The 15,837-nt window shown below is 70.2% G+C and carries 13 protein-coding genes; 9 read left to right on the top strand and 4 right to left on the bottom strand.

Annotation, left to right across the window (positions count from 1 at the left end):
* Window positions 1-18 precede the first annotated feature (18 nt).
* Complete coding sequence (locus AC25Y0_RS02835) at window positions 19-900, top strand: SDR family oxidoreductase (RefSeq protein WP_488122836.1); 882 nt, start codon at window positions 19-21, stop codon at window positions 898-900.
* Window positions 901-903: 3 nt separating this feature from the next.
* Here the strand turns inward: AC25Y0_RS02835 and AC25Y0_RS02830 are convergent, their stop codons facing one another.
* The gene (locus AC25Y0_RS02830; RefSeq protein WP_488122835.1) at window positions 904-1,368 is read right to left on the bottom strand and encodes a CinA family protein; all 465 of its coding nucleotides are present in this window, start codon (window positions 1,366-1,368) and stop codon (window positions 904-906) included.
* A gap of 229 nt (window positions 1,369-1,597) precedes the next feature.
* Here AC25Y0_RS02830 and AC25Y0_RS02825 point away from each other — a divergent pair, with 229 nt between their 5' ends.
* Both AC25Y0_RS02825 and AC25Y0_RS02820 read left to right on the top strand, forming a co-directional pair.
* A complete protein-coding gene (locus AC25Y0_RS02825; protein ID WP_488134155.1) occupies window positions 1,598-2,602 on the top strand; it encodes a PLP-dependent cysteine synthase family protein in 1,005 nt (334 codons plus the stop codon).
* On the top strand, window positions 2,599-3,759 hold the full coding sequence (locus AC25Y0_RS02820; protein WP_488134154.1) for a cystathionine gamma-synthase: 1,161 nt from the start codon (window positions 2,599-2,601) through the stop codon (window positions 3,757-3,759). Before AC25Y0_RS02825 ends, AC25Y0_RS02820 begins: the two co-directional genes overlap by 4 nt.
* Window positions 3,760-3,783: 24 nt before the next feature.
* Here AC25Y0_RS02820 and AC25Y0_RS02815 read toward each other — a convergent pair whose 3' ends face one another.
* A complete protein-coding gene (locus tag AC25Y0_RS02815; protein WP_488134153.1) occupies window positions 3,784-5,187 on the bottom strand; it encodes an aspartate aminotransferase family protein in 1,404 nt (467 codons plus the stop codon).
* A 130-nt stretch (window positions 5,188-5,317) separates the two neighbouring features.
* Entirely contained in the window at window positions 5,318-6,484 is a 1,167-nt protein-coding gene (locus tag AC25Y0_RS02810) for an ROK family protein (RefSeq protein ID WP_488122831.1), read from the bottom strand.
* 150 nt (window positions 6,485-6,634) lie between these two features.
* On the opposite strand from AC25Y0_RS02810, the gene AC25Y0_RS02805 reads away from it, so the two are divergent.
* Genes AC25Y0_RS02805 through AC25Y0_RS02790 form a run of 4 tightly spaced genes read left to right on the top strand, consistent with a single transcriptional unit; the run spans window position 6,635 to window position 12,188 of the window.
* A complete protein-coding gene (locus AC25Y0_RS02805; RefSeq protein WP_488134152.1) occupies window positions 6,635-7,915 on the top strand; it encodes an ABC transporter substrate-binding protein in 1,281 nt (426 codons plus the stop codon).
* 3 nt (window positions 7,916-7,918) lie between these two features.
* On the top strand, window positions 7,919-8,917 hold the full coding sequence (locus tag AC25Y0_RS02800; RefSeq protein ID WP_488134151.1) for a carbohydrate ABC transporter permease: 999 nt from the start codon (window positions 7,919-7,921) through the stop codon (window positions 8,915-8,917).
* The gene (locus tag AC25Y0_RS02795; RefSeq protein ID WP_488122828.1) at window positions 8,914-9,804 is read left to right on the top strand and encodes a carbohydrate ABC transporter permease; all 891 of its coding nucleotides are present in this window, start codon (window positions 8,914-8,916) and stop codon (window positions 9,802-9,804) included. The genes AC25Y0_RS02800 and AC25Y0_RS02795 overlap by 4 nt, the downstream gene beginning before the upstream one ends.
* Complete coding sequence (locus tag AC25Y0_RS02790) at window positions 9,801-12,188, top strand: beta-xylosidase/alpha-l-arabinosidase (protein ID WP_488134150.1); 2,388 nt, start codon at window positions 9,801-9,803, stop codon at window positions 12,186-12,188. Before AC25Y0_RS02795 ends, AC25Y0_RS02790 begins: the two co-directional genes overlap by 4 nt.
* 1 nt (window position 12,189) lies before the next feature.
* On the opposite strand, the gene AC25Y0_RS02785 is transcribed toward AC25Y0_RS02790, so the two are convergent.
* Entirely contained in the window at window positions 12,190-13,194 is a 1,005-nt protein-coding gene (locus AC25Y0_RS02785) for a LacI family DNA-binding transcriptional regulator (RefSeq protein WP_488134149.1), read from the bottom strand.
* Between the two features lie 127 nt (window positions 13,195-13,321).
* Between AC25Y0_RS02785 and xylA the strand changes: the two genes are divergently transcribed.
* Both xylA and AC25Y0_RS02775 read left to right on the top strand, forming a co-directional pair.
* Window positions 13,322-14,512, top strand: coding sequence for a xylose isomerase (gene xylA / locus AC25Y0_RS02780; protein WP_488122825.1), 1,191 nt, complete (start codon window positions 13,322-13,324; stop codon window positions 14,510-14,512).
* A gap of 7 nt (window positions 14,513-14,519) precedes the next feature.
* Window positions 14,520-15,830 carry a xylulokinase gene (locus AC25Y0_RS02775; protein WP_488134148.1) on the top strand — a complete coding sequence of 437 codons (1,311 nt, stop codon included), beginning with the start codon at window positions 14,520-14,522 and terminating at the stop codon, window positions 15,828-15,830.
* Window positions 15,831-15,837: the final 7 nt, after the last annotated feature.

Below are 15,837 nucleotides of genomic sequence, written 5' to 3'. Positions count from 1 at the left end.
TCCGCGAAAGGAGATCCCATGGCATCCATGAACGACCCCCGCGACAAGCACCGCGCCGACGGCTTTCCCGATCAAGAGCAAGAGCAGCCGGGTCTGACCGACGAGACGACCCCCGAGCCGGACCACGGTGAGAGGTCCTACCGCGGATCGGGTCGCCTGCAGGGGCGGCGTGCGCTCATCACCGGTGGTGACTCCGGAATCGGCCGCGCCGTCGCGATCGCGTTCGCCCGTGAAGGGGCCGACGTCGCGGTGTCGCACCTTCCGGAAGAGCAGAAGGACGGCGACGAGACCGTCCGGCTGATCACCGCCGAGGGGCGGACCGGCACGAGCCTCGCCGGCGATATCCGCGACGAGGCGTTCGCGACATCCCTCGTCGACGACACGATCGGCGCCCTCGGAGGCCTCGACATCCTTGTGCTCAACGCGGGGTACCAGAAGGACCGCGAGAGCCTCGCGTCGCTGGAGACGGCAGAGCTCGACCGGGTCTTCCGAACCAACCTCTACGGCATGATGTTCACCGCCCGCGCGGCGGTGCCGCACCTCGCGCCGGGAGCCTCGATCATCGTGACGTCGTCGATTCAGGCGTTCTCGCCGTCGCCGTCGCTCATCGACTACGCCATGACGAAGGCGGCGCAGGTGGCCTTCGTCAAAGCGCTCGCCGAGGAACTCGGGCCGAAGGGCGTGCGGGTCAACGCCGTCGCGCCGGGACCGATCTGGACGCCGCTCATCCCGGCCACCGGGTGGGATGCCGACCGGCTCGCGTCGTTCGGGCAGGACACGCCCCTCGGGCGCGCGGGTCAGCCCGCCGAACTCGCGGGCGCGTACGTGTATCTCGCATCCGAGGAGGCGTCGTTCGTCTCGGGCGCCGTCCTGCCCGTGACGGGCGGCAAACCGCTGTGACGGTCAGGGGCGCTCACCGGCGGCGAGCCGTGTGAGCGCCTCGACCGCGCGGTCGACCGTCGCCGCGAGCACGGCGGGCGGGTCGCCCTCGAACCGCAGCTCGATGCTGCCGACGCTCTCGCGCGTGGCCCAGCCGATGTGCACGGTTCCGGGAGGATGCCCCCCGTCGGGGTCGGGACCACCCACCCCCGTCGTCGACACGCCGATGTCGGCATCCATGAGATCGCGCACCCCGCGCGCCAGCTGCTCGGCGCACGCGTCCGAGCACGGATCGGTGCCCGGTTCGAGGCCGAGCACGGACTCTTTGACCGAGGTGAAGTACGCCACGACCCCTCCCGTGAACCACTCCGAGGCGTTCTCGCCCGCCCCGACCGTGCTCGCGAGCTTGCCGCTTGTGAGCGATTCGGCGACAGCGATCGTGAGCCCCTTCTCGTGGGCGAGGGTCGAGAGGTGATCGATGTGAGGCATCCTTCTCCTTCTTTACGCGTCCTTCGTGACTATCGCGAGGCGGATGCCGCTGGCAAGCCCATTCCGAAACGAGCCGCGCCGTGCTTGTCCGACATACTCGGCACCCGAGCCTCGGAGTGGGGTACCGTGGGTGGCGTGCTGACCTGTCGCTGTTGTCGCTGAGCGCTTCGCGCTCGCCTCAGTCGACCCCATCAGCCGCGCATCCCGCGCTCAACCGAGGAACACACCCGTGCGATACGCCCGCAGCGTCGCCGACCTCGTCGGCAACACCCCCCTCGTTCAGCTCTCCCGTGTCACCGACGGGATCGCCGCGACCGTGCTCGCCAAGGTCGAGTACTTCAACCCCGGCGGTTCGGCCAAAGACCGCATCGCCCGCAACATCATCGACGCGGCCGAGCGAGACGGGCACCTTCGCCCCGGCGGAACCATCGTCGAGCCGACGAGCGGCAACACCGGCGTCGGTCTCGCACTCGTCGCCCTCGAACGCGGGTACCGCATGGTCTTCGTCGTGCCTGACAAGTTCGACGGTGAGAAGGTCGCCGTGCTTCGCGCATACGGGGCCGAAGTCGTCGTGACCGAGACGAACGTGCCGCCCGAGGACCCCCGCTCGTACTACAGCGTCTCGGACCGGCTCGCGCGTGAGATCCCCGGCGCCTTCAAGCCCAACCAGTTCGCCAACCAGAACGGCCCGCGCGGCCACTACGAGACGACGGGTCCCGAGATCTGGCGCGACACCGAACGGCGGGTGACGCATTTCGTCGCCGGCATCGGAACAGGCGGCACGATCTCGGGCGCGGGGCGTTACCTGCGCGATGTCTCCGATGACGCCGTGCGCATCGTCGGAGTCGACCCCGCGGGGTCGATCTACTCGGGTGGACCGCTGCACGGCTACCTCATCGAGGGCGTCGGCGAGGACTTCTGGCCGGAAACCTACGACACGACCGTCGCGCACGAGATCGAGCGCGTCGACGACGCCGAGGCGTTCGCGATGACCCGCCGCCTCGTGCGCGAAGAAGGCCTGTTCGTCGGCGGCTCAAGCGGCATGGCGGTCGTCGGCGCGCTGCGCGTCGCGCGCGACCTGCCCGCCGACGCCGTCGTGGTGGTGCTGCTTCCCGACCATGGGCGCGGCTACCTCAGCAAGGTCTTCGACGACGACTGGATGCGCGAGCGCGGTTTCGTTGTGACCGCCTCGACCCCCACCGACGCTTCACCCTCCGAAGGAGAATCCGCATGACCGACCACACCGACAACCCCGGGTTCGCGACGCGTGCCGTGCACGCCGGTCAGGCGTTCGACGAGGCCACGGGCGCGGTCATCCCCCCGCTGCACTTCTCGACGACGTACGCCCAGGACGGCATCGGCGGGCTGCGCGGCGGCTACGAATACGGTCGCGCCGCCAATCCCACCCGCACGGCGCTCGAGACGCAACTCGCTGCGCTCGAGGGCGGGCCGCGCGCTCTGTCGTTCGCGTCGGGTCTCGCCGCCGAAGACGCCCTGCTGCGCGCCATCCTCAAGCCCGGCGACGAGGTGCTCCTCGGTAACGACGTCTACGGCGGCACCTACCGCCTGATCGCCCGCATCTTCGGCGCATGGGGCGTCGGCGTGCGCGTCGTCGAGATGAGTGACCTGGCTGCCGTCGAAGCGGCGCTCGCCGAGCGGCCCGCGCGCATCCTGTGGGTCGAGACGCCGAGCAACCCGCTGCTGAAGATCAGCGACGTCAGCGAGCTGGCCCGGCTCGGGCACGCGGCGGGCGCCCTCGTCGTGGTCGACAACACCTTCGCTTCGCCCGCGCTGCAGCAGCCCCTGTCCCTCGGTGCCGATGTCGTCGTGCACTCGACGACGAAGTACATCGGCGGGCACTCCGACGTCGTCGGCGGGGCACTCGTCTTCGCTGATCAGGCCGTCGCCGACGAGGTGCAGTTCGTGCAGTTCGCCGCCGGTGCGGTGTCGGGGCCGATGGATGCCTGGCTCACGACGCGCGGCATCAAGACCCTCGCCGTCCGGATGCAGCGCCACGGCGAGAACGCCCAGGCGATCGCCGAGCACCTCGCCGCGCACCCCAAGGTCGCCCGTGTGCACTACCCCGGCCTCGCTTCGCACCCCGGGCACGACATCGCCGCGCGTCAGATGTCCGGTTTCGGCGGCATCGTGTCGCTGCAGCTCGGCGAAGCGGCGACCGCTCGCCGCTTCGCCGAGTCGACGCGCCTGTTCACGCTCGCCGAATCGCTCGGCGGCGTCGAGTCGCTCATGAACTACCCCGACGCCATGACTCACGCCTCGGTGCGCGGCACCGAGCTCGCCGTGCCGGAGGACCTCGTGCGCCTGTCGGTGGGCATCGAGTCGATCGACGACCTGATCGCCGATCTCGATGGGGCGCTAGACCTGGTCTGATCCGACGCGGTCGACGCCGTCACGTCACAGGCGCGTCCACGCCTCGGAGAGCACACTGCGCAGGATCTGCTCGATCTCGTCGAACTCGGGTGGCCCGACCGTGAGCGGCGGGGCGAGCTGGATGACGGGGTCGCCGCGGTCGTCGGCGCGGCAATAGAGCCCGGCATCGAAGAGGGCCTTCGACAGGAATCCGCGCAGCAGCCGCTCGGACTCGTCTTCGTCGAAGGTCTGCTTCGTCTGCTTGTCCTTCACGAGTTCGATGCCGAAGAAGTATCCGTCCCCGCGCACGTCGCCCACGATCGGCAGATCGGTGAGCTTCTGGAGGGTCGAGCGGAACACGGGCGAGTACTCCCGCACGCGCTCGAGGAGTCCTTCCTCGTCGAACACGTCGAGGTTCTCGAGCGCGACGGCGGCGGAGACAGGGTGCCCGCCGAACGTGTACCCGTGGTAGAACGCGCGGTCGCCGTGCGCGAACGGCTCGTAGATGCGGTCGCTCACGACGGTGCCGCCGAGCGGCGAGTATCCGCTCGTGACCCCCTTCGCGAAGGTGATCATGTCGGGCTGGTACCCGTAGGCGTCGCACGCGAACATGTGGCCGATGCGGCCGAAGGCGCAGATGACCTCGTCTGAGACGAGCAGGACGTCGTAGCGATCGCAGATCTCGCGGACCCGCTGGAAGTAGCCGGGCGGCGGGGGGAAGCATCCGCCCGAGTTCTGCACCGGCTCGAGGAAGACCGCCGCCACGGTGTCGGGCCCTTCGAACTGGATCATCTCCTCGATCCGGTCGGCAGCCCAGACGCCGAACTCCTCGAGGCTGCCGGTCGGGGCGCCCATGTCGGCGGCGCGGTAGAAGTTCGTGTTCGGCACGCGGAAGCCGCCGGGGGTGACCGGTTCGAACATCTCTTTCATGGCGGGGATGCCGGTGATCGCGAGGGCGCCCTGCGGCGTGCCGTGATAGGCGACCGAGCGTGAGATGACCTTGTGCTTGGCGGGCTTGCCCTGGATCTTCCAGTAGTACTTCGTGAGCTTGAAGGCCGTCTCGACGGCCTCGCCGCCGCCCGTCGAGAAGAAGACGTGGTTCAGGTCTCCGGGAGCGTGATCGGCGATGCGGTCGGCGAGCTCGATCGCGGCGGGATGGGCGTAGGACCAGAGGGGGAAGAAGGCGAGCTCTTCGGCCTGCTTCGCTGCGGCGGCCGCGATGCGCTTGCGACCATGCCCGGCGTTGACGACGAACAGGCCCGCGAGCCCGTCGATGTACCGCTTGCCCCGGGAATCCCAGATGTGGTGGCCCTCGCCCTTGACGATGATGGGCACGCCCGGGCCATCCGTCATGACGGACTGTCGGGCGAAGTGCATCCACAGGTGGTCCTTGGCCATCTGCTGCAGTTCTGCTTCGGTGCGGGCGTGGCGTTCGGTCGTCGTCGACATGAGCGGGCCTTCCGTCGGGTGGCTCCGACGATACTCCCGCGCCTTCGGCAGGTCAGCGTCGATCCGTCCGGTTCCCGCGTGTCGTCCGCCGGTGTGTCTGCCGCCGGGGCCGTCTTGCGGGAGGGGCGGGTCAGCGCGAGACGGGGGCGCGCAGCAGATCGGCGAAGGCGAGCTCGGCCGCGCCGGTCAGCAGGCGGTCTTCCGCCAGGGCGGCGACGCGCAGGTCGAGATCTTCCATCGTCGCCGGCAGTGCCTGGGCGGCGACGGCGTCGCGGAGCCCGTCGAGATCGAGCTCGGCGAGGGCCGCGAGGAAGCCGCCGAGCACCACGACCGAGGGATTCAGCACGTTCACGGCGTTCGCCAGGGCCGTCGCGAGGATGCGTCGCTGCCGTGCAGCCTCGGTCGCCACGGCGGGAGCGACCGATGCCGCGAGTGCGGCCGCCAGCGTCGTGTCGTCGGCCGACGCGAGGCCGAGCGCTTCGCGCAGCAGGGTCTGGCTGACTTCGTCTTCGAGCACGCCGTCTCGTGCTCTGCGGTCGGCGTCGGCACCGATCCCGGGGCGGTTCTGCCCGAACTCGCCGGCGTAGCCGCCTGCGCCGGGCACCGGCATCCCGCCGATGATGAGGCCGCCGCCGATTCCGCTCGCCCCGCCGTTGAGATAGACGACGTCGTCCACACCGCGCGCGGCGCCGAACAGGTGCTCGGCGAGCACGCCGAGGCTGGCGTCGTTGCCGACGACGGTCGGCAGTCCCGTCGCCTCGGCGACGATGCTGCCGAGGGGTTCATCGGTCCAGCCCAGGTGGGGGGCGTTGCGCACGAGCCCGTCGGCGGCGCGGACGAGCCCCGGCACGGCGAGACCGATGCCCGCGATTCGTGCCTGCGAGAGCGCGGTCCCGCGCCAGCCGGTGATCCGTTCGGCCACGAGCCGGGCCGTCTCGGCGGGGGTGAGTAGATGGTCGATCTCGATGCGCTCGCGCAGCCGCATGCCTCGGTCCAGGCCCACGACGCCGATCGTGAGGGCGTCGACCTCGGGGTTGACGGCGATCGCGACGACCCGGGGGTCGGCGGCGACGACCGGCGACGGGCGCCCTACACGACGTGACGGGTCGGGTGCCCGCTCGTCGACGAGGGCACCACGCGTCAATTCGCCCACGAGGTCGGCGATGGTGGATCGGTTCAGGCCCGTGGCCTCGGTGAGCGCCGCGCGCGAGAGCGGGCCCTCGATGTGCACGAGGCGCAGCACGCGCGCGAGATTGCGCTGGCGCACACCTTCACCGGCCGAGGAGGGATCGCTCACTCCCTCACTGTAGGGGCCGCGGGAGGGGAGGAAGTTCTATTTGTTGCTCTTGACCTCAAATCCCTCCGGTCGTAATCTGGCCTCACAAGATCACTTTCGACATAGCTGTCGAAACTTTCGAGAGGTTCGATGATGAACACACGCAGGTCAATGCGCGTTCTCGCCGGAATGACCGCCGTCGGCCTCGCAGCCGCGCTCGCGGGATGCGGCGGCGGCGACGGCGGCGAAGCGGACGGCGGCGACGCAGAAGATGTCACCATCACGTGGTGGCACAACGCGACCTCCGGTCCTCTGCCAGCGGTGTGGGAGGCCGTCGCGGCGGAGTTCGAGGACGCAAACCCCGGCGTGAAGGTCGAGCAGACCGGATACCAGAACGAAGAGCTGCAGCGCACGCTGATCCCCAACGCCCTCGCAGCGGGCGACCCGCCCGACCTCTTTCAGGTGTGGCCCGGCGGTGAGCTGCGGGACCAGGTCGAGAACGGATACCTCATGCCGCTCGACGACCTCATCCCCGAAACGATCACCGCGGTCGGAGCGACCGCGAACCCCTGGCAGGTGGGCGGCACGACCTACGGGCTTCCGTTCACCTTCGGCATCGAAGGCTTCTGGTACAACACGGACATGTTCGACGAGGCGGGTGTCGAGGTTCCCGAGACGTTCGATGACCTCGTCGACGCCGTGGCGGACCTGCGCGAATCGGGCGTCACGCCGATTGCCGTCGGCGCGGGCGACGGCTGGCCGGCAGCGCACTGGTGGTACCAGTTCGCGCTGAAGTCCTGCTCCCCCGAGACGCTGAACGCCGGCGTCGAGGAGTTCGACTTCAGCGACCCGTGCTGGGTCGAGGCGGGCGAGCAGCTGCAGGACTTCATCGCGATCGAGCCGTTCCAGGACGGCTTCCTCGGCACGCCCGCCCAGCAGGGCGCGGGCAGTTCCGCCGGTCTCGTGGCGAACGGTCAAGCCGCGATGGAGCTCATGGGTCACTGGAACTCGGGCGAGATCGGCGGGCTCACCCCCGACAAGCAGGTGCCGGCGTTCCTGGGGTGGTTCCCCGTTCCCGGCATCGCCGGCGCGCCGGGCGACCCCACGGCCGCACTCGGCGGCGGTGACGGCTTCGGCTGCTCGAAAGATGCTCCGCCGGAGTGCGCCGACCTGCTGGCCTACATCATGAGCGAAGACGTGCAGAAGCGCTTCGCCGAGAGCGGCTCGGGCATCCCGACGATCTCCGCGGCCCAGGCCTCGCTCGAAGACGAGAACCTCACGCGTGTCGCGGCCGGCCTCGCCGATGCATCCTTCGTGCAGATCTGGCTCGACACGGCGATGGGCACAACCGTCGGCAATGCCATGAACGAGGGGATCGTCAATCTCTTCGCCGGCGCCGGGTCGGCGGAGGACATCGTCACCCGCATGCAGGACGCCGCGGCGACCCGCTAGACCATGGCGACACTCACGACACCCGGGCCCGTGGTCACCGCGGGCCCGGGCCCCGCACCGGTGCGACCCGTTCGTCGCCGCCGCTCGGGGCGCACGCGCCTCGAGGTCATGCTCTTCGTGGCCCCCGCGCTCGTGCTGTTCGTGGGCTTCGTCATCCTTCCCGTCGTCCTCGCGGCGGTCTACAGCCTGTACAACCTGCCGGCCGCATTCCGCTGGGAGCATCTGGCGGACCCGGACCGTTTCATCGGCCTGGACAACTACATCCGTGCGCTCACGACGCCCGAGTTCCAGCGGGCCATCGGCAACACGTTCTTCATCGTCGCGATGTCACTCCTCGTGCAGGGGCCCCTCGCGATCGGCATCGCTCTGCTGCTCAATCGTCGGCTGCGCGGGCGCACGGTCTTCCGCCTGCTGATCTTCGTGCCCTATGTCCTGGCCGAGGTCATCGCGGGGCTCTCGTTCAAGCTGCTGCTGCAGCCCAGTGGCGCCGTCAACGCCTCACTCGAGTCGATGGGCCTCGGCGACCTCGCTCGCAACTGGCTGGCCGACCCCGAGATCGCGCTGTGGACGATCTTCCTCATCCTAACCTGGAAGTACATCGGGTTCGCGATCCTGCTCTTCCTCGCCGGGCTCCAGGGCATCCCCGACGAGCTCGCCGAAGCCGCCCAGATCGACGGAGCGAGCTGGTGGCAGATCCAACGGCACATCACGCTGCCGCTGCTGGGCCCCACCATCCGGATCTGGGCGTTCCTGTCGATCATCGGCTCGCTACAGGTCTTCGACATGGTGTGGGTCACCGTCGCCCCCGCCGTGCGTCGCATTGCGACCGAGACGATGGCGACCTACATGGTGCAGCAGGGCCAGTTCGGCGGCCAGCCCGGTTACGGAAGCGCCATCGCGGTGATCCTGTTCGTCATCTCGCTGGTCATCGCCCTCGTCTATCAGCGGTTCGCGTTGCGTCGTGACCTCGCCGGCGCCGTCACAAGAGGAGTGCGCGGATGACCGCCACGAGCACGATCGTCACGGGTGACGCAGCGCCGTCCGCCCCCGCGGGCCGCAAGTTCGATTTCGGGCAGCCGTTCGTCTATCTCGTCGCCCTCGTCGTCGCGGCGATCGCGATCGGCCCTGTCCTCTACGTCTTCATCGGCGGCTTCCGCACGACCGCCGACCTCAACGCGGATCCGGCGGGACTGCCCGACCCGTTCACACTGCAGAACTGGATCGCGGTGCTCGGCTCGGGCCGATTCTGGGGAAACGTCTTCGCCAGCACGGTGCTCGCCGTCGCGACGACGGTGGGCGTCGTGATCGCCGGCATCATGGCGGCCTTCGTGATCGCGCGCTACGACTTCCGCGGCCGTCAGGGGCTGTACACGTTCTTCGCCGCAGGACTGATGTTCCCCCTGACCGTCGCCGCCCTGCCGCTCACCCTGCTGCTGCGCACGCTCGGCCTGCACGGAACGTACCTCGGCGTCATCATCCCGGGGATCGCGTTCGCGTTGCCGACGACGATCATCATCCTCGTGCCGTTCCTGCGCGCGATTCCGGATGAGCTCGAAGAGGCCGCCATGATCGACGGGGCATCCCGGCTGGGGTTCTTCTGGCGCATCCTGCTGCCGCTGGCCAAGCCGGGTCTCATCACGGTGGGCATCCTCGCCTTCGTCGCGAGCTGGAACGGCTATCTGCTGCCTCTTCTGGTCATCTCGACGGGGAGCCTGCCGCAAGAACTGTGGCCCCTGCCGCTGGGCCTCACGCAGTTCTCGACGCAGTACTCGACCGACACCGGTGCCGTGCTGGCCTACACGTCGCTCGCCATGGTGCCCGCTCTGGTGTTCTTCCTCCTCGCGCAGAAGCGCATCGTGGGCGGCCTGACGGGAGCCGTGAAGGGATGACCGTGTCCGATCAGCAGATGACCGATACCGCGCCCTGGCGCGACGCGACACTCTCGACCCACAAGCGCGTCGAGTCCCTCGTCGAGCGCATGACCGTCGCCGAGAAGGTCGCCCAGCTGTACGGCGTGTGGGTGGGAGCCTCTGCCGATGGCGAAGATGTGGCACCCCACCAGCACGACATGGACGACCGTGTCGATCTCGATGACCTGCTGCCGTCGGGCCTCGGTCAGCTCACGCGGCCGTTCGGGACCGCGCCGGTGGACGCCGCGACCGGCGCGCTGTCGCTGGCCCGCGCGCAGCAGCGCATTGCGGCGGCCAACAGGTTCGGTCTTCCCGCCCTCGCCCACGAGGAGTGCCTCGCCGGCTTCGCGACGTGGGGGGCGACGGCGTACCCCGTGCCGCTCAGCTGGGGTGCGACCTTCGATCCCGACCTCGTGCGCGAGATGGGGCAGCGCATCGGCCGGGACATGCGCTCGGTCGGCGTGCACCAGGGCCTCGCCCCCGTGCTCGATGTCGTGCGCGACGCGCGCTGGGGTCGCGTCGAAGAGACGATCGGCGAAGACCCGTACCTCGTCGGGACGATCGCGACCGCGTACGTGCAGGGGGTGGAGTCGGCCGGTGTCGTCGCGACCCTCAAGCACTTCGTGGGGTACTCCGCCTCCAAGGGCGGTCGCAATCTCGCGCCGGTGTCCGTCGGCGCGCGTGAGCTCTGCGACGTGCTGCTGCCGCCGTTCGAGATGGCGCTGCGCGAATCGGGCGTGCGCTCGGTCATGAACTCCTACACCGACCTCGACGGCGTCGCCACGGCGGCCGATGCGGGCCTGCTCACGGGACTCCTGCGCGACACCTGGGGATTCGAGGGCACGCTCGTCGCCGACTACTTCTCGATCGCGTTCCTGCGCCAGCTGCACGGCGTCGCTGAGACCTGGACGGATGCCGCGGCCCTCGCGCTCGCCGCGGGGATCGATGTCGAGCTGCCCACCGTGAAGACCTTCGGAGCCGATCTCGTGCGCGCCGTCGAGTCGGGCGCGGTCGCGCAGGAGCTCATTGACCGCGCATTGCGCCGCGTGCTGCGCCAGAAGATCGAGCTCGGCCTGCTGGATCCCGACTGGTCGCCCGTGCCGCCGGCGCTCGCCGGCGAGCTCGACGCCGCCGCATCCGCCGATACCGAGGCCGTCGCGCGAGTGCGCGGAAGTATCGACCTCGACCCGCCCGCCAACCGTGACCTGGCGCGCCGGATCGCCGAACGGGCCGTCGTGCTGCTGCGCAACGACGGGGCGCTCCCGCTTGCCGCGCCGCGACGGATCGCGGTGGTGGGTCCCGTCGCCGACGACCCCTACGCCGTGCTCGGCTGCTATTCGTTCCCGGCGCACGTCGGGGTGCGGCATCCGGAGCACCCCGTCGGCATCACGCTGCCGACGCTGCGCGAATCGCTCGGCTCGGAGTTCGCCGACGCGGAGATCACGCACGTCGCGGCGACGACGATCGACGGGGGCGAGACCGACGGGTTCGCCGCCGCCCTCGAAGCGGCCGCCGGCGCGGACGTCGTCGTGGTCGCCCTGGGCGACCGTGCGGGCCTGTTCGGCCGCGGCACGAGCGGCGAGGGGTGCGACGCGGCCGACCTCAATCTGCCGGGGACCCAGGCACAGTTGCTGGAGGCCGTGCTCGACACGGGCGTGCCGACGGTCGTCGTGCTCCTCGCGGGGCGTCCGTATGCCCTGGGCTCGGCGCCCGAACGGGCGGCGGCGATCGTGCAGACGTTCTTCGCGGGGGAGGAGGGGACCGGCGCGGTGGCCGGAGTGCTCAGTGGCCGGGTGAACCCGTCCGGGCGCTTGCCGGTGAGTGTGCCGAAGAATCCGGGTGCGCAGCCCTCGACCTACCTCGCCTCGACGCTCGCCCGCGCCACCGAGGTGTCGAACATCGACCCCTCGCCGGCATACGCATTCGGACACGGGCTGGGCTTCTCGCAGCTCACCTGGACGGCGCTCGAGGCGCCGCCCACCGAGATCCGCGCGGACGGAACGGTTCGAGCCGAGATCGAGGTGTCCAACGACGGCGAGTGCACCGCGGCGGACGTCGTGCAGCTGTACCTGCATGATCCCGTCGCCTCGGTCGTGCGACCCGTGCAGCGGCTCATCTCGTACGCGCGCGTCGAGCTCGGGCCGGGTGAGCACGCGCGCGTGACATTCGATGTGCCCGCAGACCTCGCCTCGTTCACGGGCGTCGACGGGCGTCGGATCGTCGAGCCGGGAGAGATCGTGCTCGGGTTCGGGCGATCGAGCGCCGACATCGTCGCGACGCGAACGGCGCGCATCACGGGCGAGTCGAGGGTCGTGGACCACACGCGCGCCCTGCACGCGGCGGTCTCGGTGGCGTCCGCCTGAGTCAGCGCGGCGGAGCCGTGCTGCCGCGCACGACGAGGTGGGTCGCGAGGTCCATGCGCAGCGTCTCGGGCGTCGCGCCGTCGGCCAGGCGCAGCGCGAGTCGCGTGGCCTCCTCGCCCATGCGCTTGAGAGGCTGATGCACGGTCGTCAGCTGGGGGCTCATCCACCGCGCGAGCGCGATGTCATCGTAGCCGACGACCGAGAGATCCTCGGGGACCCGCAGTCCGGCGGCCGAGCCGGCGGCGATGGCCCCCAGCGCCTGCAGGTCGCTGCCGGCGAAGATCGCCGTCGGGGGATCGGGCAGGGCGAGGAGCTCCCGCGCGCGGCGTTCGCCGCCCGCGGGGTGGAAGTCGCCGTAGCGGATGAGTCCCGGGTCGATGGGCAGCCCGGCGGCGTTCATCGCCGAACGGTAGCCGTCCACGCGCGCGAGTGAGCACATCATGTCTTCGGGCCCGGTGATCGCGGCGATACGTCGATGTCCGAGCTCGATGAGGTGGCGCGTCGCCATGAGCCCGCCCGACCAGTTCGCCGAGCCCACCGACGGCACGTCGGGTGAGGGATCGCCGGCGGGGTCGACGATGACGAACGGGATGCCACGCGAGCGCAGCTTGTCGCGATGCTCGGGCTGGATGTCCGAGAACACCAGAACGACCCCGACCGGGCGCCGGCGCAGCACTCCGTCGATCCAGTCCGCGCCGGGCGTGTGTCGGTCGCCGCTGACGGTGAGGACGACGGACAGTCCCGCGGCGTGCGCGACGCCCTCGACGCCCTCGATGACCTCCATGGACCAGCTCGGCTCGAGCTCGTGGAAGACGAGTTCGACGACGTCGTTGTGCCGGCGCGTGCCCCGTCGGGTGTAGCCGTGCCGCGCGAGGTGATCCTCGAGACGGGCGCGCGTCTCTGGAGCCACATCGGACCGCCCGTTGAGCACCTTTGACATCGTCGCGAGAGAGACGCCGGCCTCAGCGGCGATCGCGGCGAGCGTCACGCGGCGGGTGCTGGACATGCGTCGATCGTAGCGTCGAAACTCTCGGAAACGCGGTCGAGAAAACCTGCCTCCGACCCCTGGACGCGGCATCCGAGGTGCTATAGGTTGTCAGGGGCAACAATTCCTTCACCGACGCAGGAGAACCATGACCACCCCTACTCGCGATGACAAGTTCTCCTTCGGCCTGTGGACCGTGGGATACAACGGCTCCGATCCCTTCGGCGGACCGACCCGCCCCGCCCTCGACGTCGTGCACGTCGTCGAGAAGCTCGCCGAACTCGGCGCCTACGGGCTGACCTTCCACGACGACGACCTCTTCGCCTTCGGCTCGACCGATGCCGAGCGTCAGGTGCAGATCGACCGTCTCGCCCGCGCTCTGGCCGACACGGGCCTGATCGTGCCGATGGTGACGACGAATCTCTTCTCGCCGCCGGTGTTCAAGGACGGCGGGTTCACCTCGAACGATCGGGGCGTGCGGCGGTATGCCCTGCGCAAGGTCCTGCGCCAGCTCGACCTCGGCGCCGAGCTGGGCGCGAAGACGTTCGTCATGTGGGGCGGGCGCGAGGGCGCCGAGTACGACTCGTCGAAGGACGTCCGCGCCGCGCTCGAGCGCTATCGCGAGGCCGTCAACCTGCTCGGCCAGTACGTCGTCGACAAGGGATACGACATCCGCTTCGCGATCGAACCGAAGCCGAACGAGCCGCGGGGTGACATTCTGCTGCCCACGCTGGGGCACGCCCTGGCGTTCATCGATTCGCTCGATCGCCCCGAGCTGTTCGGCGTCAATCCCGAAGTGGGCCACGAGCAGATGGCGGGGCTCAACTTCGCCGCGGGCATCGCCCAGGCGCTGTACCACGGCAAGCTCTTCCACATCGATCTGAACGGCCAGCGCGGCATCAAGTACGACCAGGACCTCGTCTTCGGCCACGGCGACCTGCACAACGCGTTCGCCCTCGTGGACCTGCTCGAGAACGGCGGTCCCGGCGGCGGGCCCGCCTACGACGGCCCGCGCCACTTCGACTACAAGCCCTCACGCACCGAAGATGAGACCGGTGTGTGGGAGTCGGCCGCGGCGAACATGCGCACGTACCTTCTGCTGAAAGAGCGCGCCGCCGCGTTCCGCGCCGACCCCGACGTGCAAGAGGCGCTCGCGGCCTCGCGCGTGCCCGAGCTCGCGGTGCCGACGCTCGGCGAGGGCGAGACCTACGACGACCTCCTCGCCGATCGCTCGGCCTATGAGGAGTTCGACACGGCTGCCTATTTCGGCGGGCGGGGCTTCGGGTTCGTGCGGCTGCAGCAGCTGGCGACCGAGCACCTGCTGGGCGCTCGCCCCTGACCCGCCGATGGCGGTCGTGATGGGCGTCGACTCGTCGACGCAGTCGTGCAAGGTCACGATGATGGATGTCGCGACCCGGCAGCCGGCGGCGCAGGGCCGTGCGGCGCATCCGGACGGCACGTCGGTCGATCCCGAGGCATGGTGGACCGCCCTGCAGGCGGCGATCGCCGAGGCGGGAGGGATGGACGAGGTCGCGGCGTGGGCGATCGGCGGGCAGCAGCACGGCATGGTGGCGCTGGACGCTGACGGTCGGGTGATCCGCGACGCGCTGCTGTGGAACGACACCCGGTCGGCGGGTGCCGCCGCCGAGCTCATCGCCGAGTTCGGCGCCGAGGCCCTCGCCCGGCGGACGGGACTCGTGCCGGTGGCATCCTTCACGATCACGAAGCTCCGATGGTTGCGGGACCACGAGCCCGCCCACGCGGCGCGGGTCGCCGCCGTTGCGCTTCCGCACGACTGGCTCACCTGGCGCCTGCGCGGGTTCGGCCCGCACGACCCCGACTTCGGCGAGCTCGTGACCGACCGCTCCGACGCCTCGGGCACGGGCTACTGGAACCCCGAGACGGGCGACTACGACCGCGAACTGCTCGTCGCGGCGCTCGGCCACGATGCCGTGCTGCCCCGCATCCTCGGCCCTGACGAATGGGTCCTCGACGAGGCCGGACGCCGTGTCGGCCCCGGCGCGGGAGACAACGCCGGTGCGGCCCTCGGCCTCGGGGCCGGCCCCGGCGACGTCGTCGTTTCGATCGGCACGTCGGGGACTGTCTTCGCCGTGAGCGATCGGCGCACGGTCGATCCGACGGGCACGGTGGCAGGGTTCGCGGATGCGACGGGGCGGTTCCTGCCGCTCGTGGCGACCCTCAACGCCGCGCGGGTGCTCGACGTGATCGGCCGACTCCTCGGTGTCGACCACGCCGAACTGTCACGGCTTGCTCTGGCGGCCCCGGCCGGTGCGGGCGGGCTCGCCCTCGCACCGTACTTCGAGGGCGAGCGAACCCCGAACCTGCCCGATGCGACGGCGTCGCTGACCGGGATGACGCTCGCCTCGACGACGCGCGAGAACCTCGCTCGTGCGGGCGTCGAGGGCATGCTCGGCGGACTCGCCGCGGGACTGGATGCACTGCGCGGGCTGGGCGTTCCGCTCGAGCGCGCCCTGCTCACGGGGGGAGGGGCGCAGTCAGAGGCCGTGCGCCGCATCGCGCCGCTCGTGTTCGGGCTGCCCGTCGAGGTGCCCCCGCCGGGCGAGTATGTCGCCCTGGGAGCCGCACGGCAGGCGGCCTCCGTGCTGTCGTCCGTGCCTCGGCCACCCGGTCCGTGAACCACGT

The organism is Microbacterium sp. Y547 (genome assembly GCF_057669785.1).
The sequence above is the reverse complement of the archived record's forward strand: the minus strand, read 5'-3'. Positions and strand labels throughout refer to the sequence as shown.